Genomic DNA, 25,692 nt, shown 5'->3' with positions numbered 1-25,692 from the left:
TCCTTCTAGCTCGGCAGGCGCATCAGCGATGCACCGCTTTCATCCATGTCCTTGGCGGACTTCAACATGTTGGCCTGGACTTCGTAACTGCGCTGGTTCTCGATCATGTCGACCAGCGCCTGCGTCATGTTGACGTTCGATCCCTCGATCGCACCGCCCTGCACCTTCGCATCGAGATCCTCGGGCAGCGTCCCCCCGCCCTTGACGCGCAGCAGGTTGTCGAGCCCCTTGACGGTGTCCGACCCCTTGGTGTCGGCGAGCTTGAGCTTGTCGATGACCTGTGGGTCCTTCGCGTCGCCACCCTGCGGGATGATCGAGATCGTCCCGTCGGCCGAGATCGACAGCGACTGGTAGGGCGGCAGGGTGATCGGCCCCCCCGAGCCGATCACCGGATGCCCGTCGCCGGTCTGGAGCACGCCCGACGGCGCAACCTCCAGATCACCGCGCCGCGTGTACGCTTCCGATCCATCCGACGCCTGCACCGCCAGCCATGCGGTGGTGCCGGTGATCGCGACGTCGAGCGGACGGCCGGTCAACTGGATCGCGCCGGATGCGCGGTCCGCGTCGGTGACTTCTTCCGACGTCGGCGCGCGTGCCTCCAGCGCGGTGCCGTCGCCCTTCAGGTTCAGCCGGTCGAACACCACGCGATCGGCGCGGAATCCGGTCGTCGACGCGTTCGCCATGTTGTTGGCGATCGCCGCCTGCGCCGCCATGTGCGCGCGCAGGCCCGTCGCCGCGGTGTAGACCAGCTTGTCCATTCAGGGTCCCCCGTCCGCTGTCGATTAGCTGCGGATGTTGAAGATGGTCTGCGAAATCTGGCTGGCGGTATCCAGGGCCTTCGAATTCGCCTGGAAATTGCGCTGTGCCGCGATCAGGCTGACCAGTTCCTCGGTGATGTCGACGTTCGACCGCTCGATCGTGCCCGACATCAGGTTGCCGAAGCCGTTCGAGCCCGCCTCGCCCAGCTTTGCCGTGCCCGACACGCCGGTCGACGACCAATAGCTGTTGCCGAGCTGGCGCAGGCCCTCGGGGTTCGAGAAATTGGCGAGCATCACCTGGCCGAGTGCCTGCGTGTCGCCGTTCGAGAAGCTCGCCTTGACGATGCCCTTCTCGTCGATCGTCACGCCCTGGATCTGGCCGACCGCCTTGCCGTCCTGCGTCCGCGAGTTGACCGCGAACGCGCTCGCCTTCTGCGTGGTGGCGTCGCCGAAGCTGAACGCGATCTGCTGCGGGGTTGCCGAACCGGCGGTGGTGAACTCGTCATAGGCGATCGGTGCGGTCGGGTCGGTCAGCTTGCCCGTCCCGTCGAACGTCATCTTCGATCCTGCAACGCCGCCCGACGTCAGTTCCTTGTCGCCGACGAAGCTGTGGACTTCCCACGTGCTCGGCGTGTTGGCATCGGTCGAGACCGAGGTGCGCTTGAAGTAATTGGTCAGCGTCATCGCGTTGCCCGACGCGTCGTAGACGGTGGTCTGCGCCGACTGGTTGTAGCTCGACGGATCGAAGCGATCGAAGGTGGCGGTGGTAGGGAGCTTCGAGCTCGCGTTGAGGTTGACGCCCAGCGTGACCGCCTTGGTCGGGGCCGCGGTGCCGCTCGTCTCGGGCAGCTGCAGGCTGATCGCCGACTGGAGCCCGGTGGCGACGACGCTGCCCGATCCGTCGACCGGATAGACCTGGAGGTGGCTGCCGTTCGAATCGACCACGAAGCGATCGGCATCGACCAGGAAGCCGCCGTTGCGCGTGAAGTTGACCTGCGACGAGCCGGTCTCGGGCTTCACCACGAAGAAACCGTCGCCCGACACCGCGAGGTCGAGCGCGTTCGCCGACTGGATCAGATTGCCCTGCGCGAACTGCTGGCGGTTGCCCTTGACCATGACGCCCGAGCCGATCTGCTGCGACGGCGCGACCGACACGCTGGATGCGATCACGTCGGCGAAATCGGTGCGGCTCTTCTTGAAGCCGTTGGTGGAGACGTTCGCCAGATTGTGCGAGATCGTCGACATCTCGGTCTGCGATGCCTGGAGACCGGAAAGCGAAGTGTAGAAGGACATGCGTTTAACTCCTTGAAATCGAGGGTGCGATCAGCCGATCTGGCGGACTGCGCTGACCGGCACTTCGCCGATCCCGGGAAGGGTGAGGATGGTGGAACCCGTGGTGGTCGAGACCGACTGGACGGGTGCCCAGACCAGCCCGGTCACAGCGACCGTGGTGCCGTTGTTCTGCGCGTTGATGCTGACGGTGAACGGGCCGCTGCCGGCATCCGCGCCGGCCGCGTCCTTGCCGTCCCAGTCGTAGCCGACGGTGCCCTTGGCCTGCGGCCCGAGCGCCAGCGTCCGGAGCGCGGCGCCGTTCGCGTCGCTGATCGTGACGTTGACGCCGCTCGCCGCGCCCGCCAGCTCGACCGAGCCCGCGATCCCGCCGCCGGTACGACCGTAGGCGGTGCTGCCCCTCGGTCAGGACGGTCTTGCCGACATAGCCCATCGCATCGCTCGCGCTGGTCGCGCCGAGCTTGTCGGAGATCGCCTTCATGGTCGTGTTCATTTCGGAGATGCCGGCGAGCGAAGAGAACTGCGCCATCTGCGCGACCATCTGGGTGTTGTCGACCGGGTTGAACGGGTCCTGGTTCTGCATCTGCGCGGTCATCAGCTTCAGGAAGTCGTTCTGGTTGAGCGACCCTGCCGCAGCGGCCGTCGTCGTCTTGGTGGCCGTGGCAGCCGACGAGCGCGTAATGCCGATGCTGGAGAGCGTGGAGTCGAAGGAGGTTGCCATGATCAGCGGCCTAGCTTGAGGGTATCGATGATGAGCGACTTGGCCGTGTTCATCACTTCGATGTTGTTCTGGTAGCTGCGGGCGGTCTCCATCATGTCGACCATCTCGCGGGTTTCATCGACCGCCGCCTCGAAGATGTTGCCATCCTTGTCGGCCATCGGATTGTCCGGGTCGTAGCGCTTGGTCGGCGCTTCACCGGCGGTGACGACGCGCTCGACGTCGACCGTCGACATGCCGCTGGCGGCGTCGAAGCTGGTGCGGAACACCGGCTTCATCGTCTTGTAGGCGGCCTCGGCGGACCCCGCGGTGCCGCCGGCATTGGCGAGGTTGGACGCGGTGGTGTTCATCCGGACGAGCTGCGCGGACATCGCGCGGCCGGCGACCTGGAAGATCGTCATGGGCTGGTTGGACATGGCTTAATCTCCCTTCAGCGCGCGGGTGATCTGGCCGATCCGCCCGTTCAGGAACGACAGCGTCGTCTGATACTGGACGGCGTTCTCGGCGAACGCGGTCTGCTCCTGGCTCAGCTCGACGGTGTTGCCGTCCATCGAGGTCTGCGTCGGGATGCGGAACTTGGTTGCGGCATTGGTGCCGCCATCGTTCTCGACCGACGCGAGCGCGGCCTGGAAATCGATGTCGCGCGCCTTGAAGCCGGGCGTCGAGGCGTTGGCGATGTTCGACGCCAGCACACCCATGCGCTGCGAGCGCACCTCGAGTGCCGCCCCGTGAACTCCGAAAAGCGTGTCGCCTGACACAAGCCCGTCTCCTGGCGCAACCATTGCGCAACCGGACATAAGCAATGGCCGTGCCAGTTTTGGCGATCAGGGTAGGAAATGACGGTTTGCCGGACGGCGGCAACGCGGCGGCAAGGCGAACGGCAAGAGATTGCCGGTGTCGCAGAGGTGAGCGGCAAGGCGGTTGCCGCTCGGCGCGTTGGGGCGGCAACTCCCGGCACCCCGCCCCACCACTATGTTTCGCGGGAGAACAAGGAAGGGGGCGCTGTCACTCCGCCATCTCCACCACCCCGGCGAAGGCCGGGGCCCAATTGGAGAGGTTGCAGTAACGAAGCGCATCCGCAGTTAGCAGCGTCCCCCAATTGGGCCCCGGCCTTCGCCGGGGTGGTTCTTTGGGTGAGGAGTTGCGGCTCCCTACCCACCCCGTCATTCCGGACCTGATCCGGGATCCACCGGTCGGCGTAACTGAAGCCATCGACGACGTGGATCGCTATTGCAAGAACGAGGCTCTCCTGAGTGTAGCCGAAGTGCCCGGCATGACGCCCGCCAATCTGGCCCGCCCCTTGCATCGCCCCACGCACATGATCACGCTCGCACAACTGCTCGACCCCGCAGCGCTCGCCATCGTCGGTGGCGGCACCGCTGTCGCCGTCGTTCTTCGCACGCCCTTCCGCGACCTCGGCCGCGCGCTGGCCGCGGTCACGACGCTTGGCCGCGGCCGGTTCGACGCCGATCCGCTGCTGCAACAGATCACCGCGCTTTCGCGGATCGCCAAGCGCCACGGCGTGATGGCACTCGATCGCTCGGTCATCACCGACCATGACGTCGCCGCCGGCATCGCCGCGATCGTCGACGGCAGCTCTGCGACCGACGTCGCGACGCTGGTCCAGCATCGCCGTCGCGCCCGTATAGAACGCCACGTCGCCGCCGCCGACGTCTGGGCCGGTGCTGCCGAGGTCGCGCCCGCAATGGGCATGGTCGGTACTCTGATCGGCCTCGCGCAGATGTTCGCGACGATGAGCGATCCCGGCGCGATCGGTGGCGCGATGGCGGTGGCGCTGCTCGCCACGCTGTACGGCGCGCTGTTCGCAAACCTGCTGTTCATGCCGATCGCCAACCGCCTGCGCGCGCAGGGGCGCAACGAGGCGTTCGAGCGCGCGCGTATCGAAGCGCCGCTCGTCGCACTTGCCGAACGCGAGACGCCGCGCGGGTATGTCGCGCCTGTTCTGGCCACCGTCGCGTGAACGCGAGCGAGTATCCCGATACGCCGACCGGCAAGCCACTCTGGCTGATCACGCTCGCCGACCTCGCGCTGTTGCTCGTCGGTTTTCTCGTGCTCCTGCAAGCCACGCAGCATATCGGCGGCAAGGACTTGGCCAAGGGTATCCGCGAAGGCTTCGGCGCCAACGATACCGAGCCGACGCCGATGCCCGTCGCCGCCGCCGGCATCCTCGATTTCGCGCCGGGTTCGGCGATCCTGCCGACCACGCCGGGCGCGCTCGTCGCCTGGGCGCGGGAAGCGGCGCGCGACCCTCGCGTGATGCTCACCGTCACCGGCTCCACCGACGGCACGTCCGCGGATATCGACCGCGTGACGGGTAGCGCTGCGATCCTTGCCGCCGACCGCGCGCGCACCGTTGCCGCTGCGCTAGCCGCGGTCGCGCCGTCCCGCGTCGCGATCGTCACCGCCACCAAGCCCGGCCGCCGCGCCGCCATCGTCTCCGTCGCCTTTGTCGGCGAACCCTCACGGGGTGACGTTCAAAGGACCGCTCAATGATCATCCCGTTCCTGCTCATGGCCGCGAGCTTCCAGGATACCGCCGCACTCGATCGCTCGGTTGCCGCGTTCACCGGCCGGCCGACCGGCGCCGAGGGTGGCGCACGCACGCCGATCGACGCACGGTTGCGGCTCGCGACCTGCCCTACGGTGTCGCTGTCGTGGCGCTCCGAACAGCATGACGCGGTGGTCGTATCGTGCGCGGGACCGGCATGGCGAATCTTCGTGCAGGTGGTCCGCCCAGCCAATGCGCCCGCCGCGGTCGCCGCCTCGTTCGCGCCAGCCGTGAAGGTCGCGCCAGTCATCAAGCGCGGCGATCCGATCGTGATCGAGGCGGGGACCGAAGGGTTCTCGATCAGCCGCGAAGGCGTCGCGATGGGCGATGCCGCGCCCGGCGGCCGCTTCATGGTCAAGGTCGACGACACGCGTACGCCGGTCCAGGCGATCGCCGTCGAGGCTGGCCACGCGACGCTGCCCGGTTGGTCGAACTGAGGTCTAAGCTAAATTCGGCAAACAGATTAATTTTGCTAAAGCTTTTCGCCGTGCGGCCGTTCCTGCTGATGTCATCGCAAACCAAAGGATGCGGACATGGTGGACTCGATCGGCGCGAAGCCGTCAGTAGCAGGAGATCGTTCCGTCGTGCGCGTCGCCGCCACGACGCCGACGACGCCCGTTCAGACTCCGGTACAGCCCTCGCCGCAAGCCGCGGCACAGGCGCAGAACCCGGTCCTTTCGGATTCGTTGGCACTGGCCAGGACGATGGCATCGTCGCCGCCGATCAACGCGACGCGCGTCGCCGAGATCAAGAAGGCGATCGCCAGCGGCACCTTCCCCATCCTTCCCGCGACCATCGCCGATCGGCTGATGGCGCTCAGCCTCGCCTGGAATTCCAATGAAGCGGCGTGAAGCCCTGATCCGCGTGATCGACGCGCTGCACGCCGAGATCGCCGCGTTGAAGTCGAACGACGTCGCCAGCCTCGAGCGCGCGACCGCGGACAAGCTCGCCGGGATCGAACAGGTCGCGCTGCTGGGCACCGGCCCTGCGGGCACCGAGATCCGCGAGCTGGCCGACGAAGCCAACCGGCTCAACGAGACGTGCCGGATCTACACCAACTTGATGGCGGCAAATGTCCGCCGCCGCCTGCAAACCCTGACCGGCGATGGTGCCGTTGCCGGGTATCGTCCGGGTCTGCGCGCCGCGTACGCCTGACTTCTGCGCCCCCTCCCTTTTAACCTCCGTCATCCTGACGAAAGTCAGGATCCAGAGTAACAGGGGGGTGGACTACGTGGCTCTGAATCCTGACTTTCGTCAGGATGACGGTAGTGGGAGCGGCAACCCCGAAAACTGGCACGCCCCTTGCTGAGCATCCCCTGAACCAGGGGCACCGCACACGGGCATGACCGTCAATCCTATCACTACCGGCCGGATCCAGTCCGCGATCGCGCTTGCGAGCAGCAAGACGGGCGTGGATTTCGACTATCTGCTGGGCCAGGCGAAGCTCGAGAGCGGGCTCAACGCCAACGCCAAGGCCGGCACGTCGAGCGCATCCGGCCTCTATCAGTTCATCGAACAGAGCTGGCTGTCCGTCGTCAAGAAGCATGGCGCCGAGCACGGCATGGCGTGGGCCGCGAACAGCATCGGCCAGTCGTCGAGCGGCCGCCTCTCGGTCGGCGATGCCGGCACCAAGGCGGCGATCCTGGCGCTGCGCAACGATCCCAACGCCGCCTCGCTGATGGCCGCCGAATATGCGTCCGACAACAAGGCGTCGCTCGAAGGCACGCTGAACCGCCCGGCATCGGGCACCGACCTCTATATGGCGCACTTCATGGGCCTCGGCGGCGCGACCAAGTTCCTCAAGACGATGCAGGCCAACCCGCAGGCGAGCGGCGCCGCGCTCTTCCCCGCCGCGGCGCGCGCGAACCACAACGTCTTCTACGATTCGAACAACCAGCCACGCACGCTGTCGGCGATCTACGACCGGTTCGCCGACAAGCTCGGCGGTGCCGCCGCAGGAGCAAGCGCGACCGCGACGCCCGCCAACTACGCCGCGCAGGCGCTCGAGCTGGGGGGGCGACATGAACGGCAGCACGGTCATCACCGGCAACAACGAAAGCGCCGACGACGCGCTCGCCTGGGCGACCACGGCGATGGGCCGGTTCACCGGCAAGACGACGCAGGCCGCCGCCAGCATCCTGCGCCCGACACCCGACACCGCGCGGCTCGCCTATATGATGCTCGCACGGCTGGGCGGCTAAGCGATGAACCGCATCCTCTCCAACGCGCGCGCGTCGGTCCTGCCGCTCGCGATCCTGCTGCTCGTGCTCGTCATGGTCGTGCCGATCCCGGCGTTCATGCTCGACATCTTCTTCGTGGCGAACATCGCGATCAGCTTGGCCGTGCTGATGGTCGCGCTCAACGCGCAGAAACCGCTCGATTTCTCCGCCTTCCCGACCGTCCTGCTGTTCGCGACCCTCTTCCGCCTCGGCCTCAACGTCGCCTCCACCCGCATCGTGCTGGTCCACGGCCACGAAGGCGAGAGCGCGGCGGGTCACGTCATCGAAGCATTCGGCACGTTCCTGATCGGTGGCGATTACGTCGTCGGCATCTTCGTCTTCGCGATCCTGATGATCATCAACATGATCGTCGTCACCAAGGGCGCCGGCCGCGTGTCCGAAGTCAGCGCGCGCTTCACGCTCGACGCGTTGCCCGGCAAGCAGATGGCGATCGACGCCGATCTGAACGCCGGCCTCATCACCCCCGACGAAGCCAAGGCGCGCCGCGTCGAAGTCTCCACCGAAGCCGATTTCTATGGCTCGATGGACGGCTCGTCGAAGTTCGTGAAGGGCGATGCGGTCGCCGCGATGCTGATCCTCGCCGCCAACATCATCGGCGGCCTGATCCTTGGCCCCGTCAGTCACGGCATGACGATCGCGGATGCGGCGCACAATTACATCCTGCTCGCGATCGGCGACGCGCTGGTCGCGCAGCTGCCGAGCCTGATGCTCTCGATCGCCGCCGCTTCGATCGTCACACGCGTCACCTCCGACAAGGATCTCGCCGGCCAGATCGGCGGCCAGTTCGGCAGCCCCCGCACCTGGACACCGGTCGCGGTCATCCTCGCGCTGCTCGGCATCCTGCCCGGCATGCCGCACATGGTGATCCTCCCCCGCCGCGGCGATCGCCGGGTTCGCCGCGTGGAAGCTGCGCCAGATCGAGCGCCGCCCTGCCCCCCGTCGTGGTCGTCCCCGTCGAGACGATCGACCAGTCGAAGATCGGCTGGGAGGAAGTCACCGACGGCATGCAGGTCAATCTCGACATCGGTTACGGCCTCGTACCGCTCGCCGACGAGCGTCGCGGGTCGCCGCTGATGGGGCGTATCACTGGGGTCCGCCGCCAGCTGTCGAAGGAACTCGGCTTCGTCGTGCCGCAGGTCCGCGTCCGCGACGACATCAACCTCGCGCCGTACGTCTACCGCATTCTCGTCAACGGCGTCGTCGTCGGCGAGGACACCGTGTCGCCCGACGAGATGCTCGCGCTCGACACCGGGCAGGCGTTCGGCGACCTGTTCGGCAAGAAGGTCAAGGATCCCACCTTCGGGCTCGACGCGACCTGGGTCGATGCGGGCGATGCCGATGCCGCGACCGGTGCGGGCTATCTCGTAGTCGATCCCGGCACGGTGATGGCGACACACCTCAATCACCTGCTCGGCCAGAACGCGTCCGATCTGCTCGGCCAGGACGAGGTGCAGGCGCTGCTCGACGGTCTCAAGGAACGCGCCGCGCAGCTGGTCGCCGCGCTCGCACCGCTGCCGATCACGACGCTGACGCAGGTCCTGAAAGGCCTGCTCGCGGAGAACGTCCCGCTCAAGGAATTCCGCCGCATCGCCGGCGCGATCGCGGTCGCGGCGCAGCGCACGCAGGACGCCGAGGAGATCATCGAGACGATCCGTCCCGAGCTCGGCGCGCTCATCATCCAGAAACTGTGCGGCGTGCGCGAACCGCTGCGCGTCATGACGTTGGAGGGTCAATTGGAAGGTCTGCTCGGCCAGGCGATGCGCGCCGATCAATCGCGCCGCCACGTCATCGAACCCGATCTCGGCCGCCGCATCGTCGAGGCACTGCAACGCGCCGCCGAACCGCTGATCGCCGAGGCGAAACCGTTCGCGCTGGTGGTCCAGCCGACCATCCGCATCGCGATCCGCAAGCTGGTGCGGACGTGCCTGCCCGATACGCCGGTCATGTCGTTCTTCGAAGTGCCCGAGGAGAAGGCCGTCGAAGTCGTCGCCGTCATCGGCGCTTCGCAGCAGGCGCTCGCAGCATGAGCGCCCTCCCGATGCGCGGCGCTTTTGCAGACGCCCAGCCTTTGACCTACCGCCCGCATCAACGTCCCGGTGGCGACGCGGACCTGCTCGTCAAACAGCATCTGCCGCTCGTCCGCCGGATCGCCTGGCACGTCCACGGCAGCATGAGCAGCAGCGTCGAGGTCGAGGACCTGATCCAGGTCGGCCTGGTCGCGCTGGTCGAGGCCGCCGCGAATTTCGACGAGCGCGGCATGCCGTTCAAGACCTACCTCATCACCCGCCTGCGCGGCAGCATGATCGACGAACTCCGCCGCCAGGCGACGTCGACGCGAGGCGCGATGCGTCGCCGTCGCCAATATGCCGAAGCGATCTCGACGCTAACCGCCCGCACGGGCAAGGCTCCCGGAGAAGACATGATCGCAGAGCATATCGGCGTCACGATCGAGAAACTCCGCGCCGACTACGTCACCGCCGACGCGATCCGCTTCGACTCGATCGACGACATGTACGCCGACGACCTCCCCTGGTTTGCCGACGACACGCCCGACGCGTTCGAGCAGTTGGCGGATAGCGACATGCGCGAAGCCCTGATCGCCGCGATCACCGCCTTACCGGAACGCGAAGCGCAGGTGATCCAGCTTTATTATGTCGAGGAACTCAACCTCGAGGAGATCGGCGAAGTCTTCGGCGTCGGCTCGGCGCGCGTGTGCCAGATCAAGGCGTCCGCGCATGCGAAACTGAAGAAGGCGCTCGCCCGCACGGTATAGAGTGACTGACGGGCAACGCTGCTCGTTCAGGCGCTCCAACCGCCGTCGATATTATACACCGCGCCGGTGATGAACCCCGCTTCGTCCGACGCGAGGTAGGTGACCAGCCCGGCCACCTCTTCGGGCGTGCCGTGCCGGCGGATGGCCAGCGGCGCCCTGTTCGCCTCCGCATTGGGACCGTCGGCAGGATTGCGTTCCGTGTCGACCGGTCCCGGCTGCACCAGGTTCGCAGTGATACCGCGCGCGCCGAGATCGCGCGCGAGACCCCGGGTCATTCCCGCGAGCGCGGATTTGCTGGCGGCATAGAGCGTCGCGCCCGCGCCAGGGGCGCGATCGGCGACGATGCTGCCGATCGTTATGATGCGTCCGCCATTGGTCATGACCGCCGCCACCCGCTGCGCGGCGATGAACGGCGCACGGACGTTGACCGCGAACACCCGGTCGAACGCGTCGTCGGCATAGCTTGCGAGACTGCCGTTTTCCGACATGCCGGCGACGTTCACCAGGATATCCACCGTGCCGAAGTGGGCGATCACCGTGTCGATCGCAGCGCGCAACGCGGCGGCGTCGCTCACATCGGCCTGAACCGCGAGGACCGCGCGTCCACCGTCCTCGATCTCGCGAACGAACTGTCGCGCATCGTCCGCACGCGATCGATAGATCACCGCGAGCGATGCGCCATCGGCCGCCAGCCGGCGCGTGATCGCGGCCCCGATGCCGCGCGTGCCGCCGATCACCAGCGCGATTTTGCCGAGCAATGCCGTCATGAAGCGTCCCCCTTATCGGCATGTATCGCGGTGCCGTATCGGCAGTCGCGAGCGTAGGCGGATCGCCAGCCCCCGCCCTGCATGCCCACCGACCACGTCGTATACGCCCATGATAGCGCGTTCCGGCGATCGACCACAAACACGTAAAAACCCCGGCAGCTTTCGCCACCGGGGTTTTCTCCGCCCCCCCGCTTCTGGGAAGCAAGGCGGGTCCGATCGGCACCAACACCCTGAGGGGGGCAGTGCCGGTGCCGGTCCGGATTACTGAAGCAGCTTCAGGACGCTCTGCTGGCTCTGGTTCGCCTGGCTGAGCATCGCGGTCGATGCCTGGCTCAGGATCTGCGCCTTGGCGAGTGCCGTCGTTTCTGCCGAGAAATCGGTGTCTTCGATGCGGCCCTTCGCTTCTGCCAGGTTCGTCGAGGTCGTGGTCAGGTTGTTGACCGTTACCTGCAGACGGTTCTGGATCGCACCCAGATCGCCGCGGGTCGCAGAGATCTGGTCAAGTGCTGCATCGATCTTAGACATTGCCTGCGATGCCGATGCCTGACTGGAGATATCCAGCTTACCCGAGGCGGCGTCGGCATTTCCACCCGAAGCGTTTAGCCCGGTTGCTGTCAGCGCAGCGTCTGTTCCTTCGATCAGGACAGCCGAACCATCAGCCGAAGCCAGTGTAAGCGAGCCCTTGACGGAAGCACCGGCCGTGATGACGCCCCCGGTGGTCCCGGCTGCGTCGGTCAATGTTGCGGTCACGTCGGCGCTCTTGGCCGTGATGTTGGCGCCACCACTCGAGGTCAGGACAATTTTGCCTCCATCGACCTTTGCCGTTATGCCGATACCCGCGTCGTTGATGCTCTTTGCCAAGGTATCATTGGTCGAGTCAGCGGTGGTGGAAAAATCCTTACCGTTGACGTTGATCGTTCCTACACCGGCAGTGAAGCCCAGTACCGCCGTCGTCGTTGCGGATGCCGTCACACCCGTTTTGCCCGACACGGCGTTGATGGCAGCCATCTTTGCGGTAACGCCGGCGTTGTCCGAGGCGCCAACCGCGACGCCGTTGATTTTCAGCTCACCACTCGACAGTTGGAGGCCACCAACTGAAGCAAGGCCGCTAACTACAGCACCCGATCCGGTGTTCAGGCCCAGCGTCTTCAGATCTTGGGCGGCGCCGGTCGAACCCTTGGTGACTGACACAGGCGAGCCATCCGCGGACTGTAGCGAAACATAGCCACGGTTCGTGCCGACGGCGAACCCAGCCTTCGCTGCCGTACCGCTTGCGCCGTCTAAGATCACGATATCGGCACCGGTGTCATTGGTCAGGCTGATCGTCTTGTCGTCGTTCAGCGTGGCGGTAACACCGGGCGCATCGCGGTTAATGTTGGCGACAAGTTCCGCCGAATCCTTGGCGCCTGCGATCGCTACGCCATTGATCTTCAAATCGCCGTTTGCCGTGCCGGTGGTGGACATTGCTTCGCTACGCAACGAGTTCGTGGCAACCGCGGAAACGCCGCTCGACTGGGTATTCTCGTTAATCTTAGCTGCAAGCTGCTTTGCAATATCCGCGTTCCCCTCCAAAGAGTTCGTCGGCGTCAACGCGCTCGCTAGCAGGTTCTTGCCGTTCACCTGAATGTCGCTGGCGGCGATATTTACGCCGTCCGCGGAAACGGAAGCGCGGCCGCCCGTGATCGAGCCCGGTGTGCCGGATCCGCTCAGACCCAGCGCCTTTGACGAGACGCCGTCCATCGAGATGGAAACCGTGTCGCCCGCATTGGTACCGGTTTGGAGCTTGAGGCCCTTAACAGAACCGTCAAGCAGGTTCTGACCGTTGAAATTCGTGGTCTTGGCAATGTCGTTGATCTGGCTGGTCAGCTGATCGGTCTCAGCTTGAAGCGCCTTGCGCTCGGACGTGCCGAGGGTGCCGTTGGCAGACTGCGTCGCCAATTCTTTCATGCGCTGCAGCATGCTGGTGACTTCGCCAAGCGCGCCTTCTGCGGTCTGCGCCATCGAGATGCCGTCGTTCGCGTTGCGGACGGCGACGGCCATCGACTTGATCTGGCTGGTCATGCGGCTGGCGATCGCGAGTCCGGCGGCGTCGTCCTTCGCCGAGTTGATACGCTTGCCGGTCGACAGGCGCTCCATCGACGTCGCTAGCGCGCTGCTGGCGCTGGTCGAGGCGTTAGCAGCCCTGAGTGCCGAGATGTTGCTTCCGATAACAGTCATGGCGAAAACTCCGTAAAGTGTCAGACGATCCGCGCCGCCCCCATGGCGAAGTCCCGTGCCGTCAGAGTGAGTAACGGCCGCCTTCCGCGGAGATTTAGGGAAAAAATTCGGCCTCGCGCGCGGGCTGGCACACGCAGGTGAGCGCTTCCGCGCGCGCGAACGCACCCGGTATATGTCCGCGTGTGTCCGCGTGGACGCGCCCGGAAATAATCTGCCGGTGCCGGCAGCATTTAACCACGAATTTACCAATGATGGCGCATTCCCCGATTCGTTCAGGGGGACCCTTTCATGCGTTCGATTTTTCCATCAGCGGCAGTCACTTCGCGTAAATACGCGCTCGTCTCGTCGCTGCGCGCGCAGGGGTTCGGGGTGGGCTCTTTCGAGACCGCGCAGCCTGGGCCGAACGACCTGTTCCTGGTCGCGGATGGCGAGGGCATCACCGCCCCTGCCCGCACCGTGGTGATCGGTTGCCAGGGGCGCGAAGTGACCCCGTCGCGTGACGGCTCGCCGGCGCGGATCAGCTTTGCTGCAGAGGACACCGCGGTCGGCAACGGCTTCGCGCGCGCACTCATCGGTGGGCCCGAAATGCCGACCGCCGCGGACCCCGAATCACTCGCGCTGCTCGCGCTTGCCGAGCGCGTCGCCGCCGCCGACATCACCGTGCTGATCAACGGCCCGACCGGCACCGGCAAGGAAGTGCTCGCGCGTGCCATCCACAACGGCTCCGCGCGGAAAGACAAGCCGTTCATCGCGATCAATTGTGCCGCGCTCCCCCGAATCGATGCTCGAGGCGCTGCTGTTCGGCCACCAGAAGGGCGCGTTCACCGGCGCGTCGGCGGGCGGCGACGGGTTCTTCCGTGCAGCAAACGGCGGCACGATCCTGCTGGACGAGATCGCCGAGATGCCGCTCCAGTTGCAGGCGAAGCTGCTGCGCGTGTTGCAGGAGCGCGAGGTCGTGCCGCTCGGTGCCTCGGTACCGCAGCCAATCGACGTGCGCGTGATCGCGTGCGCCAACCGCGACCTCCACTCCGAAGTCGCCGCCGGCCGGTTCCGCGCCGATCTTTATTACCGTCTCGCCGTGTTCCCGCTCGCGACCAAGTCGCTGGCCGAGCGCCCGCAGGACATTCCCGCACTCGCCGCGACGCTGATCCTGCGTCATGCCGGCAACCGCAACGTTATTCCCTGGCCGAGCCACGCCGCGATCGAGCAGCTGATGCTGCACGACTGGCCGGGCAACGTCCGCGAGCTGGAGAACGTGATCCAGCGTGCGCTGCTGTTCTGCGGCGGCGACACGATCGAGGCGAACCACATCGTCTTCGACCGCCCGGTGACGATGACCTTTCAGCGCACCGCTTCGGTGACGCCGATCGCACCAGTCGCAACGCCGGCCGAACCCGAGACCTTGGGTAACATCGTCCAGATGAGCGAGTTCGCCGCGATCCGCGAGACGCTCAAGGCGTGCAACGGAAGCCGGATCGAGACCGCCAAGCGCCTCGGCATTTCCGAACGCACGCTGCGCTATCGCCTCGCCAAGGCGCGCGAGCAGGGTGACGACATCGGCAGCGCACAGAATTGGGCAGCCTCGGCATGAGCGGCGTCTCAGGCATTGGCGGTGGCGCGATGAGCGTCGACCGCGTGATGGCGCTGCGCTCGCAGATCCTCGAACGCAACCAGGCGCTGTCGCGCGCTGGTGCCGCGGGGAACGTCGCACCGACCGAGACGGTCAAGCCGACCAGCTTTGCCGACACGATGGAAACCGCGCTGAAGAGCGTCAACGACGGCCAGACCCAGGCCGCCAAGCTCAGCGAAAGCTATGAGCGCGGCGAGACGGTCGACATCGCGAAAGTGATGCTCGCCCGTCAGCAGGCGTCGGTCGGGTTCGAGGCGACGTTGCAGGTCCGCAACAAGCTGCTGTCCGCCTACAAGGATATCATGAGCATGCCGGTCTGATATGAGCACCGCACTCATCCCCACCTCCGGCGCGACCGAACGGTTCGCCAATCCCCTCCAGCAGATCAAGGGGCGCGTTCGCGCAGCCTGCGGTCCGCCGTTCGCTGCCGATGGCGCTGATGGTCGGCCTCATTGCCGCCGCCGCGCTCGCGTGGATGAGCCTGTCGACGCCGACGCAGAAGACGCTGTTCAGCGGCCTGCCCGATTCCGACAAGGCTGCGGTCACGTCCGCGCTGACGACGGCCAACATCAAGAGCCATATCGACGAAGGCACCGGTGCGCTGACCGTCGGCGAGGACGATTACAGCCGCGCCAAGATGCTGCTCGCGGGTCAGGGCCTGCCGAAAGCGGCGCCCGGCGGTTATGCGATCCTCGATCAGTTGCCGATGGGCGTTTCGCGCGCGGTCGAAGGCGAACGCCTCCGCCAGGCGCGTGAGTCCGAGATGGCGAAGTCGATCGAGGAGATCGACGCGGTCGCCGAAGCGCGCGTGCATCTGGCCATGCCCGAAGCGTCGGTGTTCGTCCGCGACAACGCCGCGCCCTCCGCCTCGGTGATCCTGAAGTTGCAGGGTGGCCGTTCGCTGAGCGATGCGCAGGTCAGCTCGATCATCAACCTCGTCGCCTCGTCGGTGCCGGGGATGAAGCCCGAGGCGGTGACGATCGTCGACCAGATGGGCGCACTGCTCACCAAGGCCGGCGGCAACGACGGCGCAGGGGCGGCGAGCGACGCGCGGATCGATATCCAGCGCCGCGTCGAGGACAAGTATCGCACGCAGCTAATCGCGCTGCTGACGCCACTCGTCGGCGCGGGCAATTTCACCGCGGAAGTCCAGGCCGACGTCAATCTCGACGAAAGCCAGGCAACGCGCGAAAGCTACGAGAAGCAGGGCGTGCTGCGCGCCGAGACGGGCAACTGGACCGGCAACCAGAAGGACGGCGCGGGCGCTGCTCCGGGCGGTATCCCCGGTGCGCTGAGCAACACGCCGCCTGCCGCGAGCACGCTTTCCGCCCCGCAGCCTGCGACCGGCAACCCCGGCACGCCTGCGGCGCAGCCGGTCGCCGGCGGCCCCGCCCCCCGATGCGATGAAGCAGTCCGACCAGTATCAGCGCGCCTACGACCTCGGCCGCGAAGTGTCGGTCACGCGCGCCACGCCGGGCGGGGTCAAGCGTCTCTCGGTCGCCGTGCTGCTGCGCGATCCCGACAAGGGCCGTCGCACCGCGATGGAGATCAACCAGATCAGCGATCTCGTGAAGAGCGCGGTCGGCTTCGATCAGGCGCGCAACGACAACGTCACGGTGATCAGTCGCAAGTTCGCGGGCGCCACCGATGCCGCCGCCGGCCCCGCCTGGTACGACAATGCATGGCTGCCGGTGCTCGCGCGCAACGGCACTGCGATTCTGATCGCGCTGCTGGTGCTGCTGCTCGGTGTCCGTCCGATCGCCAAGGCGCTGATGAAGAAGCGCGAGGATGCCACGACGCGTCCTGCGTTCGGCCAGCCGATCGGCGAGGTCGATGGCGAGGGCGCACCCGCCGGGATCGGCGTCGCGCCGCCCGTCAGCCTCGACCAGCTCGAGAACACGCGTGGCTATGACGACCGGATCGGTGCGGTCCGCGGCTTCACTCGCGACAATCCGACGCGTGCAGCCCTCGCCGTGCGCGACATGATCAAGGCGGACGCCAAGTGACCGAAGCCGTGATCCGCACCTACACCGGCGTCGAGCGCGCCGCGGTGCTGATGATGCTCGTCGGCGAGGAGGAGGCCGCCGCCATCCTCCAGAAGCTCGAGCCGGAGGAAGTCCGCCAACTCGGCGCGGCGATGTTCAAGGTCGCCGACGTGTCGGAGCAGGAGGTCGAGGACGTGCTCGACGATTTCGTCGACCGCGCCCGCGAGCGGACCGCGATCGGGTTCGACCCGCGTCCCAAGATCGAGGCGGTGATGAACCGCGCGCTTGGTCGCGAGAAGGCCGAGAGCGTGCTCGCGCGGATCACCCCGGCCGAGGCTGCGTGCGAGCTGGAACTGCTCGACTGGCTCGACGCGCCCGAGATCGCGGCGATGATCGAGAAGGAGCATCCGCAGATCGCCGCAGTGCTGATCGCCAACCTCGACGCATCGGTCGGCGGCCAGGTGCTCGAACTGCTGCCCGACGCGGTCCAGCCCGACATCCTCCACCGCATCGCGCGGCTTGGGCCGATCACGCCCGAGGCGGTCGATACGCTGCGCACCTTGCTCGCCAACCGCACCAGCACCGGCTCGACCGGCGCCGGCGTGACACTGGGCGGCACGCGCGAGGCGGCGAAGATCCTGTCCGGCGCGCGCAAGGCGACCGAACAGCGCGTGATGCCCAAGCTGTTCAAGATCGACCGCGACGTCGCCAAGGCGATCGAGGAGGCGATGTTCGTCTTCGACAATCTGCTCGAACTCGACGACAAGAACCTGGGCACGCTGATCCGCAACGTCGACAGCGAGATCCTGACCAAGTCGCTGAAGGGCGTTGACGAGACGATCCGCAACCGCTTCCTCGGCTGCATGTCGGCGCGCGCCGCCGACGGCATCCGCGACGAGATGGAAGCGCGCGGGCCGATGAAGCTCGCCGAAGTGCTCGAGGCGCAGAAGGCGATGATCGCGATCGCGCGCGGCCTCGCGAAGGACGGCACGATCCAGATGGGCGGGGGGAAGACGATTATGTCTAACGGCTTCACCGCAGGCTTCGCATCGCGCCACACGACGACCGCGCACATACTGGCGAGCGCGTTCGCCCCGCCCTCCGGGTTCGCCGCGGCGGATATCCGCGAGCGTGTGACAGCGCGGCCGACCAATGTCGCGTCCCCGAACTTTACTTCGGAGCCGAGTGCCCCGAAGCATTTCAGCCCCGCGGACAGGGACGTGAACCCGACCGCGGGATGGGATCCGCTCGATCCGGTCAGCGAATCGTCGTTCATCGATCCGCTCGCCGACGCGCATGCCGCGGGGTACGCGGAGGGTCTCGCCGCTGCGGCCGCCGCCGCGCAGGAGACGGCGATGCGCGACGGCGCGTTGCTCGGCGACCTCGCCACCGCGCTCGGCGGAGACCGGATCGACCGCGAGCATGTCGCCGCCCAGCTCCGCCAAACCGTGTTGTTCCTAGTCTCGAAACTTGTCGGTGAAGTCGGTATCGCCCCCCGACGTCCTCGCCGGCCGCATCGAGACAGCCGCCGAACTCCTGTCCGACGCTGCCGAATCCGCGCTGCTCCGCGTCCACCCCGACGACGTTGCGCTGCTGGAAGGCCGCCTGCCAAAGACGATCTTCGCAGCCGGCGACCCTGGCGTCGCGCGCGGCAGCTTCGTGCTCGAAAGCGCGTCGACGATCGTCGAGGACGGTCCCGAATTGTGGCTCGACCAGTTGGCGCAAGCGATCGACCGCGTGCCGGTGCCCAAATGCTGAATCGCTTTACCGCCGACTATCTCGAAACCCTCTCCAACGCCGATTTCGTCGCCAAGCCAAAGGTCTCCGGCCGCCTCGCCTCGTTTGACGGGCTACTCATGGAAGCGGTCGGCCTCACGCTGCCTGTCGGCACCGTCTGCCAGGTCGGCGAAGGCGCGGCGAGCGTCGAGGCGGAAGTCATCGGCTTCCGCAACGGCCGCACGTTGATGATGAACCTCGGCGGCGCCGCGGCCCTCCTTCCGCGCGCACCGGTCAAGCCGATCGGCGCGTCGGGGGAAGCCGAAGTCGGGGCTGCCATGCTCGGTCGCGTCGTCGATGGCGCCGGCAAGCCGATCGACGGCCTCGGCCCGATCCGCGGCGCCGGGCGCTGGCCGCTCGCAGGCAAGCTCCAGTCGCCGCTCGATCGTGGCCGCGTGCTCGAACCGCTCGACGTCGGCGTGCGCGCGATCAACGGCCTGCTGACGATCGGCCAAGGCCAGCGCGTCGGCATCATGGCCGGCTCGGGCGTCGGCAAGTCGGTGCTGCTCGGCATGATCGTCCGTGCCGCTCAGGCCGACGTCATCGTGATCGGCCTGATCGGCGAGCGCAGCCGCGAAGTCGCCGACTTCCTCGAGACCAAGGTCGCCGGCGAAGCGCGCAAGCGCTCGGTCGTCGTCGCCGTCCCTGCCAACCATTCGCCCGTGCTCCGCATCCGCGGCGCGCTGCGGGCGCACGCGATCGCCGAATCCTTCCGCGACGAGGGCAAGAAGGTCCTCCCTCATCATGGATTCGCTGACCCGCGTCGCGCATGCCGGTCGCGAGATCGGCCTCGCGCTCGGTGAGCCAGCGTCGGCCAGAGGCTACCCGCCTAGCGCAATAGCGATGCTGCCGAATCTGATCGAGCGCGCCGGCGTCGACGTCCACACCGGCGGCTCGATCACCGCGATCTATACGGTGCTGGCGGACGGCGACGACGGCAATGATCCGGTGGTCGATTCCGCGCGTTCGATCCTTGATGGCCACATCGTCCTCAACCGCCACCTTGCCGAGCGCGGTGTCTATCCCGCGATCGACATCGGCCCGTCGGTCAGCCGCGTGATGACAGACATCGTCGATGCGCCCCATGCGAAGGCCGCGCGGACGCTCCGCCGCCACCTCGCCACCTATGAGGAAAACCGCGATCTCGTGCTGATGGGCGCTTATCGCCACGGCGCCGATCCGGCGATCGACGCTGCCATCGCGTGTCATCCCGCGGTGATGGAATATATCCGCCAGGACGCCGACGAGAACGTCTCGTTGAACGACGCGGTCGCCGAGCTGACCGGCGTGTTCGGCGGCTGAGGTGGCGGATGCCCGCGGCAAGACGCTGGCGCGCATCCACCGCGTCCGCACGCTCCAGCTCGGGCTGACCCGCGCCGAGGAAGCGCGCGCGCACGACAAGTTCGCCAACGAACAGACGCTGTCCGGCCGTATCGCGCTGCTCGCCGAGGCGGTCGCGCCGGTCCACGAGACGCTCGCCGCGGTGTCGCTGGGGGCGTCGGCGCATTACCGCGAGCGCCTGCATCAATCCGCCACCGCCGCGGTCGAACGCGTCCGCACTGCCGAGCGCCATGTCGAACGCGCGACCGAAGCGACTCGCGCCGCCAAGCGCGATCAGAGCTCGGTGGAAAAGCTGCTCGCCCGCGCAGACGCCGATGCGGTGCTGAAGGCGATCCGCGAAATGGAAGATGCGCCGGCGTTCCGGAAGGTTCGGCACGATCCTTGCTGAGTGACGGGCACACGCCCGAACTCGAGTGCCCGAATGATTCAGACCGCGACCCTTCCTCCGACGTCCCCCACCCTGCGAGCGACCACGACGCCGCAGGCAGGCAGTGTCGCAGGCGGTGGAGCGGGCAGTTTCGCGGAGTCCTTTGCGCAGGCCAGCGACGATACGCCCCCCTCTGCGACGACCGGGGACGTGCCGCCCGATCTCCAATCGCGGTCCTCCACCCGGCAGGACTGGACCGCGACCGGCAACGGATTGCCGATCGCGACTCTTGCCGGCGTCGGCGCGGTCTCGTGGCAGGCCGCGATCACGCCCCAACCCGTGGCCGCCAAGCCGGACGCGTCACCGGTGATACCGGACGCCGCGCTTCTACCCGCGACGGTCGCCATGCCGGCTCCCGTACGTCCAGCTCTCACCGTCGGGCGGCCGGCACTGAGCGCACGTCCTCCCCGTTCATCCGGTATCGACCAGGATGTCGAAGCGGATGACGCTGAGGATACCGCGTCCGTCGAGCCGCCGGGCCCCGTCCCGATGCCTGCGATCGCGGCATTGCGGAAAGACGGTGTTACGGCGATCCTGCTCGTTGCTCCTGCGATTGCCGACACGGCGAACGCGGAGGTCGCTCCGTCCGCTACGCCGTTGCCGTCACGATCCGATCGCCATGACGCGGTCGTCGTGCAGACCGAAGCCGCGCGGAGTCCGGTCGCGAACCTGCAGGCGGGGGTCGATGCGAAGAACGGCTCCGCGCCCCCGGATGGCGTCCCCGCAGGCGAGTCGGTTCGCGTCGTGCGGCGCTCCGATCCGGCGCAATCTGGCTCATTGCCTCTGAATGCCACGACGCCTGGCGATACTGCGCTGTCCCAGCCGATCGTAAGCCCGGCGCGTCAGACGCGGGCAGGCGAGGGGGGTGCGAACTTGATGATCCGGACCGCGCAGACCGCTACTAATAGGAGCCAGGTCGTCGAGCTTCCGCTCGGCACGGTGCAACCTCCCGCCATCACGCCGTCGCCGATTGCCGGTGCGGGAACGGTGGAGGCGGCATGGGAATCGCGTCTCCAGGCAGGTTTTCCAGCGCCGTTCGCGATGCCGACGCGGGTTGGACCTGATGCAATGGCGGATCGCCGTTCGATGTCGGCGGATGCTTTACCCACCGATGCGCCCTTGATGACACCCCCCGTGGTGGGCACGCCGCGCTGGACCGCGACCGAGGCGACGGCGCCGGTCGCGCTTGCGGTGGCGCAGCCCGGTGCGGTTCAGCCGCAACCCGGCACGGTCGCGTCGGCGGCTCAGGTGTTCGGCGCGGCGATCCAGGTGGCCTCCAAGGCGCGGGACGATACCGAAGCTAAAACGGGATCGCTCGAGGCCCTGCTCGGCTCGGCTGCCCCTGCACCGCTCGTGCAGAGCGCGCCCGCGACGGCGCAGCATGCCGCGCTGGACATGCGGCAGGAGCGCTGGCCGCACGCGATGATCGAACGCATCGACATGCTCCGCGACGCCGCCAACGCGACCGACACGCGGATCCGCCTGATCCCCGATGCGCTCGGCGCGATCGACGTGTCGATGAGGAAGGATGGCGACACCGTCCACGTCCACTTCAACGCCGAACAGGCTGCGACGCGGACCTTGCTCGCCGATGCGCAGCCGCGGCTGGCCGAGCTGGCCGAAGCGCGAGGGCTGAAGCTCGGGCAAGCCATGCTCGGCGATGGCAACACGAGCAGCAACGCCGGTTCCAGCCAGCAGCGCGCACCGGCAACCACGAACGCCCCGAATCGCGCGACCGCGGCATCCGCCGTGATCGCAGACCCCACCGAAGACACCCGAATCGCTTGACCCGAAGGACCCTGACATGAGCGACAAGAAAGATACTGCGGACACGGCCCCGAAGAAAAAGGGCAAGATGAAGACGATGCTGATCGGCGGCGTCGCGCTGCTGGTGCTCGTCGGCGGCGGCATCGGTGCGGGCGTCTATGCCAGCAGCGCCGGACTGTTCGGTGGCGGCCACGCCGAGGTCGACGACGGCAAGCCCAAACTCCTCCCCAAGAGCGAGCAGAAGCATGCTCCCGAGGGCGGCGGAGGCGGCGGTCATGGTGGCGAGGACGCAGCGCCCGAAAACCACGGCATAAAGACCCCGGAAGGGCAGGGCGGCGACAAATACGCCTCGACCTACTTCCCGATGGAGAAAGATTTCATGTCGAATCTCCAGGATTCGATGCACTTCGTCCAGGTCGGGATCGCGGTGTCGACACCGTATGACGACACCGTCATCACCAACCTGAAAACCAACGATATCGCGGTCCGTTCGGCCATCCTGATGACGCTCGGCGACACCACCGAGGAGCAGGTGATGAGCAGCGACGGCAAGCGCCAATTGCAGGTCCGCCTCGCCAAATCGATCAACGATACGCTGAAGCAGAAGGAAGGATTCGGCGGCATCGGTAACGTTTACTTTACCAGTTTCGTTGTTCAGTGAGGCATGGTTAACGAGGCCTCAGCAAAGACACGCGAGCGACGCGATCGGGATCGCTCCAGCGCGCCCAAGGACGGCGTGCTGCATCAGGGCGTGCTTGGCGGGGCCAAGCTCAATCCGTTCGGCGACCTGCATTCGTTGCAGCATCTCTCGGCACGGTTCGCGCGGGGTTTGCGCGGCGTGTTCGAGCCGCTGCTGCGCCAGGAGGTCCGCTGCTGGGCCGAGCCTCTCGTGGTCCAGCGCTTCACCGACTACCGCGCGGAACGCAGCGATGCGCTGACCGCGTGGCTGCCGCTGATCATGACGCCGGGGATGGCGCAGGCGCTGTGTATCATGGACGGCAAGTTCGTGCTCGAGATGCTCGACATGTTCTTCGGCGGTACCGGAGCAGCGCCGCACGTGCTGCCGACCGAGTTCTCGCCCGCCGCCGAGGCGATGGTCGCACGGATCGGCCAGATGATCGCCGCGCCGCTGAAGACCGCGTGGGAGCCGATGGCGCGGTTCGATTTCCTGCCGACGCGCGTCGAGGTGAACCCAGCGATGATCGCCGATCTCGACGGCGAGGACGCGATGATCGTCACGCGCTTCGGCGTCGCCGCGGGCGCCGCCAAGCCCGTGTTCCTGGACCTCGTCTATCCCGTCTCCGCGCTGAAGCCGCATGCGCCATCGCTGACCGCGAAGGTCGTCGGCAAGTCGGCCGAGCCCGATCCGGCCTGGCGCACCGAACTGACTCGCGCGGCGATGAATGTGCGCTTCCCGATCCGCTCGGTGCTCGCCGAGCCGGTCGTCAAGCTGACGATGCTGATGGACCTGAAGCCCGGCGACGTGATCCCGATCACCATCTCGGGCGACGTGCCGGTGATGGTCGGCAACAACCGCCTCGGCTGCGGCACGGTCGGCACATCGAACGGCTTCGCCGCCATCCAGCTCACCTCGATTACCAGTTTCGACGAAGGATTTGCAGCATGAACGACATGACCGGAGGCTTCCCCGTAGATGCTGCCGTTGCCGCCAATTTCCGGCTGCTCCAGGATGTTGATGTCAAGTTGACCGTCGAGATCGGATCGACCAGCCTGACCTTGCGCGAACTGCTCGCGCTCGGCGAAGCCAGCGTGATCGAACTCGATCGCCAAGCGAACGAGCTGCTTGATGTATTCGTCAACGGCACGCTGATCGGGCGCGGCGAAGTCGTGACGGTCGGCGAGCGCTTCGGCGTGCGGATGACCGAGCTCGTGTCTCCAGACAAGCGCGGCTGAACCACGATGCTCTGGACCTATATCCTCAAGCTCGTCATCCTGCTCCCGCTGGTGTGCGGGCTGATGTTCGGGTGCCTGTATCTGTGGCGAAAGTTCGAGAGCCGGATCCCGGGCAAGCCGTCGACGCGGTTGATCGGCGTCAAGGAAACGATGATGATCTCGCCGGGCCTGCGCCTCGCGGTGATCGATTTCGAGGGCCGCCGGCTGCTCGTCTCGGTCGGTCGCGGCGGCGTGCACCTGATCGACAAGGTCGACGCATGAGCGCGGTCGCTCGTCCGACGGTTACGCGGAAAGGCTCGGGCCCCGCCCTGTTCGCCGCATCGACCGCCAAACCGTTTTCCCGCGTACGCGGGAATCCAGGAGCCACGACCGGTGCGCTGCATAATTTTGCGCCGCGCCCGCGCGCAAACGCATGGCTGTGGATAGGCCTCGCCGTCCTGCTCGCCCTCTTCCTCGCGATGCCCGCCTTTGCGCAAGGCGTCCCCGCCCCGACCAACCCCGCCGTCGGCGACGCGGTCGATCGCGCGCTTGGCCAGCTTGGCGGCCAGGCTGGGGGCAATACCGGCCAGAGCGGCTCGCTGTCGCTGTCGCTGCAAGTCCTCATCATCATGGGGCTGCTCACGGTCCTGCCGGGGATCCTGCTGATGATGACCAGCTTCACGCGGATCATCATCGTGCTCGCGATCCTGCGCCAGGCGCTCGGGCTTCAGCAGACACCGCCGAACCAGGTGCTGCTCGGGCTGTCTCTGTTCCTCAGTTTCTTCATCATGGCGCCGACGATCAGCCAGATCAACACGACCGCGATCCAGCCCTATGCCGCCGGGCAGCTGGCAGGCACGCAGATGATCACGACGGCGGGCGTCCCGCTGCACGCGTTCATGGTCAAGCAGACGCGGATTAAGGACGTCACTATGTTTGCGCAGATCGCGAAATCCGGCCCCTTACGCGACGCCGACCGACATTCCCTTCTCGGTGCTACTCCCCGCGTTCGTCACGTCCGAGCTGAAGACCGCGTTCCAGATCGGCTTCCTAATCTTCCTGCCCTTCATCGTCATCGATCTCGTCGTCGCGACCGTGCTGATGTCGCTCGGCATGGCGATGCTGAGCCCGACGATCATCTCGATGCCGTTCAAGCTCCTCCTGTTCGTGCTGGTCGACGGCTGGGCGCTGACGATGGGCAGCCTCGCCAACTCGTTCGCGACCTGAGAGCATGGACGCGCAATATTTCCTGACCGTCGCGAACCAGACGATGTGGGTGCTGGCGCTCGCCAGCGCGCCGATCCTGATCCCGGCGCTGCTGGCGGGGCTGATCCTGGGGATGATCCAGGCGGCGACGTCGATCAACGAGCAGACATTGTCGTTCGTGCCCAAGCTGGTCGTGGTTGCGCTGTCGATCCTGATCTTCGGGAGCCTGATCCTGGGGCTGCTGAGCGATTTCACGATCGGGATCTTCGAGCGTATTCCGGATCTGGTTAAGTGAGCCACAATTTCCGTTCGTCCCGAGTAGACTTTGAGCTCGTC

23 protein-coding genes and 8 pseudogenes are annotated in these 25,692 nt (G+C 66.7%); 22 read left to right on the top strand and 9 right to left on the bottom strand.

Annotated features, from left to right (window positions below; genetic code table 11):
• Positions 1-5 precede the first annotated feature (5 nt).
• The 5 genes from flgF to NHF48_RS16120 are packed head-to-tail and all read right to left on the bottom strand — an operon-like array spanning position 6 to position 3,464.
• A complete protein-coding gene (gene flgF, locus NHF48_RS16145; protein ID WP_253071681.1) occupies positions 6-758 on the bottom strand; it encodes a flagellar basal-body rod protein FlgF in 753 nt (250 codons plus the stop codon).
• A 24-nt stretch (positions 759-782) separates the two neighbouring features.
• Positions 783-2,051, bottom strand: coding sequence for a flagellar hook protein FlgE (locus NHF48_RS16140; RefSeq protein ID WP_253071680.1), 1,269 nt, complete (start codon positions 2,049-2,051; stop codon positions 783-785).
• 4 nt (positions 2,052-2,055) lie between these two features.
• Positions 2,056-2,769, bottom strand: coding sequence for a flagellar hook assembly protein FlgD (locus NHF48_RS26110; protein ID WP_446741167.1), 714 nt, complete (start codon positions 2,767-2,769; stop codon positions 2,056-2,058).
• A 2-nt stretch (positions 2,770-2,771) separates the two neighbouring features.
• Positions 2,772-3,182: a flagellar basal body rod protein FlgC gene (flgC, locus tag NHF48_RS16125; RefSeq protein ID WP_056485088.1), complete on the bottom strand. Its 411-nt coding sequence runs from the start codon at positions 3,180-3,182 to the stop codon at positions 2,772-2,774.
• 3 nt (positions 3,183-3,185) lie between these two features.
• Positions 3,186-3,464 (bottom strand): flagellar basal body rod protein FlgB, encoded by a 279-nt coding sequence (locus tag NHF48_RS16120; protein WP_056485319.1) that lies wholly within the window; start codon positions 3,462-3,464, stop codon positions 3,186-3,188.
• Between the two features lie 443 nt (positions 3,465-3,907).
• Between NHF48_RS16120 and NHF48_RS16115 the strand changes: the two genes are divergently transcribed.
• The 5 genes from NHF48_RS16115 (at position 3,908) to NHF48_RS16095 (ending at position 6,489) form a co-directional block, all read left to right on the top strand.
• Positions 3,908-4,747 carry a motility protein A gene (locus NHF48_RS16115; RefSeq protein WP_253071679.1) on the top strand — a complete coding sequence of 280 codons (840 nt, stop codon included), beginning with the start codon at positions 3,908-3,910 and terminating at the stop codon, positions 4,745-4,747.
• Complete coding sequence (locus tag NHF48_RS16110) at positions 4,744-5,280, top strand: hypothetical protein (RefSeq protein ID WP_253071678.1); 537 nt, start codon at positions 4,744-4,746, stop codon at positions 5,278-5,280. The genes NHF48_RS16115 and NHF48_RS16110 overlap by 4 nt, the downstream gene beginning before the upstream one ends.
• Positions 5,277-5,771: a flagella basal body P-ring formation protein FlgA gene (locus NHF48_RS16105; protein WP_192238311.1), complete on the top strand. Its 495-nt coding sequence runs from the start codon at positions 5,277-5,279 to the stop codon at positions 5,769-5,771. Before NHF48_RS16110 ends, NHF48_RS16105 begins: the two co-directional genes overlap by 4 nt.
• A 96-nt stretch (positions 5,772-5,867) precedes the next feature.
• A complete protein-coding gene (gene flgM / locus NHF48_RS16100) occupies positions 5,868-6,185 on the top strand; it encodes a flagellar biosynthesis anti-sigma factor FlgM (protein WP_192238312.1) in 318 nt (105 codons plus the stop codon).
• Complete coding sequence (locus NHF48_RS16095) at positions 6,172-6,489, top strand: flagellar protein FlgN (protein WP_107963439.1); 318 nt, start codon at positions 6,172-6,174, stop codon at positions 6,487-6,489. Before flgM ends, NHF48_RS16095 begins: the two co-directional genes overlap by 14 nt.
• A gap of 348 nt (positions 6,490-6,837) precedes the next feature.
• Here the strand turns inward: NHF48_RS16095 and NHF48_RS16090 are convergent, their stop codons facing one another.
• Positions 6,838-7,083 (bottom strand): hypothetical protein, encoded by a 246-nt coding sequence (locus tag NHF48_RS16090; protein ID WP_253071677.1) that lies wholly within the window; start codon positions 7,081-7,083, stop codon positions 6,838-6,840.
• A 272-nt stretch (positions 7,084-7,355) separates the two neighbouring features.
• On the opposite strand from NHF48_RS16090, the gene NHF48_RS16085 reads away from it, so the two are divergent.
• The 3 genes and pseudogenes from NHF48_RS16085 to NHF48_RS16070 all read left to right on the top strand — a co-directional run bounded on the left by NHF48_RS16085 (position 7,356) and on the right by NHF48_RS16070 (position 10,347).
• A complete protein-coding gene (locus NHF48_RS16085; protein WP_253071676.1) occupies positions 7,356-7,535 on the top strand; it encodes a hypothetical protein in 180 nt (59 codons plus the stop codon).
• Positions 7,536-7,538: 3 nt separating this feature from the next.
• Positions 7,539-9,601 (top strand): annotated as a pseudogene (gene flhA, locus NHF48_RS26105) (flagellar biosynthesis protein FlhA).
• Positions 9,598-10,347, top strand: coding sequence for a FliA/WhiG family RNA polymerase sigma factor (locus tag NHF48_RS16070; RefSeq protein ID WP_253071674.1), 750 nt, complete (start codon positions 9,598-9,600; stop codon positions 10,345-10,347). The pseudogene flhA and the gene NHF48_RS16070 overlap by 4 nt, the downstream one beginning before the upstream one ends.
• Positions 10,348-10,373: 26 nt before the next feature.
• On the opposite strand, the gene NHF48_RS16065 is transcribed toward NHF48_RS16070, so the two are convergent.
• From NHF48_RS16065 to NHF48_RS26095, 3 genes and pseudogenes are all read right to left on the bottom strand, one after another.
• Entirely contained in the window at positions 10,374-11,114 is a 741-nt protein-coding gene (locus NHF48_RS16065; protein WP_253071673.1) for an SDR family NAD(P)-dependent oxidoreductase, read from the bottom strand.
• 261 nt (positions 11,115-11,375) lie between these two features.
• Positions 11,376-11,627 (bottom strand): annotated as a pseudogene (locus tag NHF48_RS26100) (flagellin); the annotation flags it as partial.
• A gap of 1,296 nt (positions 11,628-12,923) precedes the next feature.
• Positions 12,924-13,331 (bottom strand): annotated as a pseudogene (locus NHF48_RS26095) (flagellin N-terminal helical domain-containing protein); the annotation flags it as partial.
• Positions 13,332-13,619: 288 nt separating this feature from the next.
• Here NHF48_RS26095 and NHF48_RS16055 point away from each other — a divergent pair.
• The 14 genes and pseudogenes from NHF48_RS16055 to fliQ all read left to right on the top strand — a co-directional run bounded on the left by NHF48_RS16055 (position 13,620) and on the right by fliQ (position 25,651).
• A pseudogene (locus NHF48_RS16055) lies at positions 13,620-14,922 on the top strand (sigma-54 interaction domain-containing protein).
• The gene (gene fliE / locus NHF48_RS16050; protein WP_187504370.1) at positions 14,919-15,281 is read left to right on the top strand and encodes a flagellar hook-basal body complex protein FliE; all 363 of its coding nucleotides are present in this window, start codon (positions 14,919-14,921) and stop codon (positions 15,279-15,281) included. The pseudogene NHF48_RS16055 and the gene fliE overlap by 4 nt, the downstream one beginning before the upstream one ends.
• 1 nt (position 15,282) lies before the next feature.
• A pseudogene (gene fliF / locus NHF48_RS16045) lies at positions 15,283-16,967 on the top strand (flagellar basal-body MS-ring/collar protein FliF).
• A gap of 50 nt (positions 16,968-17,017) precedes the next feature.
• Positions 17,018-17,973, top strand: a pseudogene (gene fliG / locus NHF48_RS16040) (flagellar motor switch protein FliG).
• Positions 17,974-18,422: 449 nt separating this feature from the next.
• Positions 18,423-18,704, top strand: a complete 282-nt coding sequence (locus NHF48_RS26090) for a FliH/SctL family protein (protein WP_253072456.1) — start codon at positions 18,423-18,425, stop codon at positions 18,702-18,704.
• Positions 18,698-20,024: pseudogene (locus NHF48_RS16030) on the top strand (FliI/YscN family ATPase). Before NHF48_RS26090 ends, NHF48_RS16030 begins: the two are co-directional and overlap by 7 nt.
• Before the next feature lies 1 nt (position 20,025).
• On the top strand, positions 20,026-20,451 hold the full coding sequence (locus NHF48_RS16025) for a hypothetical protein (protein ID WP_253071671.1): 426 nt from the start codon (positions 20,026-20,028) through the stop codon (positions 20,449-20,451).
• Positions 20,452-20,640: 189 nt separating this feature from the next.
• Complete coding sequence (locus tag NHF48_RS25290) at positions 20,641-22,278, top strand: flagellar hook-length control protein FliK (protein WP_263816908.1); 1,638 nt, start codon at positions 20,641-20,643, stop codon at positions 22,276-22,278.
• Between the two features lie 16 nt (positions 22,279-22,294).
• Entirely contained in the window at positions 22,295-22,918 is a 624-nt protein-coding gene (locus NHF48_RS16015) for a flagellar basal body-associated FliL family protein (RefSeq protein ID WP_253071669.1), read from the top strand.
• A gap of 3 nt (positions 22,919-22,921) precedes the next feature.
• The gene (locus tag NHF48_RS16010; RefSeq protein ID WP_253071668.1) at positions 22,922-23,884 is read left to right on the top strand and encodes a flagellar motor switch protein FliM; all 963 of its coding nucleotides are present in this window, start codon (positions 22,922-22,924) and stop codon (positions 23,882-23,884) included.
• Positions 23,881-24,171, top strand: coding sequence for a flagellar motor switch protein FliN (gene fliN, locus NHF48_RS16005; RefSeq protein ID WP_056485127.1), 291 nt, complete (start codon positions 23,881-23,883; stop codon positions 24,169-24,171). The genes NHF48_RS16010 and fliN overlap by 4 nt, the downstream gene beginning before the upstream one ends.
• A gap of 6 nt (positions 24,172-24,177) precedes the next feature.
• Complete coding sequence (locus NHF48_RS16000; RefSeq protein ID WP_056054129.1) at positions 24,178-24,432, top strand: flagellar biosynthetic protein FliO; 255 nt, start codon at positions 24,178-24,180, stop codon at positions 24,430-24,432.
• A pseudogene (gene fliP / locus NHF48_RS24355) lies at positions 24,429-25,377 on the top strand (flagellar type III secretion system pore protein FliP). Before NHF48_RS16000 ends, fliP begins: the two are co-directional and overlap by 4 nt.
• Before the next feature lie 4 nt (positions 25,378-25,381).
• Positions 25,382-25,651 carry a flagellar biosynthesis protein FliQ gene (fliQ, locus tag NHF48_RS15985; RefSeq protein WP_253071667.1) on the top strand — a complete coding sequence of 90 codons (270 nt, stop codon included), beginning with the start codon at positions 25,382-25,384 and terminating at the stop codon, positions 25,649-25,651.
• Positions 25,652-25,692: the final 41 nt, after the last annotated feature.

Origin of the sequence: Sphingomonas sp. H160509 (assembly GCF_024124765.2) — a bacterium.
Taxonomy (GTDB): domain Bacteria; phylum Pseudomonadota; class Alphaproteobacteria; order Sphingomonadales; family Sphingomonadaceae; genus Sphingomonas.
This window is presented reverse-complemented; position numbering and strand designations above follow the sequence as displayed.

Excerpts from the sequence above, each read along its gene's own strand:
- NHF48_RS16010 (WP_253071668.1), top strand. The coding sequence starts at position 22,922 with ATGGTTAACGAGGCCTCAGCAAAGACACGCGAGCGACGCGATCGGGAT.
- fliE (WP_187504370.1), top strand. The coding sequence starts at position 14,919 with ATGAGCGGCGTCTCAGGCATTGGCGGTGGCGCGATGAGCGTCGACCGC.
- NHF48_RS26110 (WP_446741167.1), bottom strand. The coding sequence starts at position 2,769 with ATGGCAACCTCCTTCGACTCCACGCTCTCCAGCATCGGCATTACGCGC.
- flgC (WP_056485088.1), bottom strand. The coding sequence starts at position 3,182 with ATGTCCAACCAGCCCATGACGATCTTCCAGGTCGCCGGCCGCGCGATG.
- NHF48_RS16070 (WP_253071674.1), top strand. The coding sequence starts at position 9,598 with ATGAGCGCCCTCCCGATGCGCGGCGCTTTTGCAGACGCCCAGCCTTTG.
- NHF48_RS16000 (WP_056054129.1), top strand. The coding sequence starts at position 24,178 with ATGCTCTGGACCTATATCCTCAAGCTCGTCATCCTGCTCCCGCTGGTG.
- NHF48_RS16105 (WP_192238311.1), top strand. The coding sequence starts at position 5,277 with ATGATCATCCCGTTCCTGCTCATGGCCGCGAGCTTCCAGGATACCGCC.
- flgF (WP_253071681.1), bottom strand. The coding sequence starts at position 758 with ATGGACAAGCTGGTCTACACCGCGGCGACGGGCCTGCGCGCGCACATG.
- NHF48_RS16120 (WP_056485319.1), bottom strand. The coding sequence starts at position 3,464 with ATGGGTGTGCTGGCGTCGAACATCGCCAACGCCTCGACGCCCGGCTTC.
- NHF48_RS16015 (WP_253071669.1), top strand. The coding sequence starts at position 22,295 with ATGAGCGACAAGAAAGATACTGCGGACACGGCCCCGAAGAAAAAGGGC.
- NHF48_RS16095 (WP_107963439.1), top strand. The coding sequence starts at position 6,172 with ATGAAGCGGCGTGAAGCCCTGATCCGCGTGATCGACGCGCTGCACGCC.
- fliQ (WP_253071667.1), top strand. The coding sequence starts at position 25,382 with ATGGACGCGCAATATTTCCTGACCGTCGCGAACCAGACGATGTGGGTG.
- NHF48_RS16085 (WP_253071676.1), top strand. The coding sequence starts at position 7,356 with ATGAACGGCAGCACGGTCATCACCGGCAACAACGAAAGCGCCGACGAC.
- NHF48_RS16140 (WP_253071680.1), bottom strand. The coding sequence starts at position 2,051 with ATGTCCTTCTACACTTCGCTTTCCGGTCTCCAGGCATCGCAGACCGAG.
- flgM (WP_192238312.1), top strand. The coding sequence starts at position 5,868 with ATGGTGGACTCGATCGGCGCGAAGCCGTCAGTAGCAGGAGATCGTTCC.
- fliN (WP_056485127.1), top strand. The coding sequence starts at position 23,881 with ATGAACGACATGACCGGAGGCTTCCCCGTAGATGCTGCCGTTGCCGCC.
- NHF48_RS16065 (WP_253071673.1), bottom strand. The coding sequence starts at position 11,114 with ATGACGGCATTGCTCGGCAAAATCGCGCTGGTGATCGGCGGCACGCGC.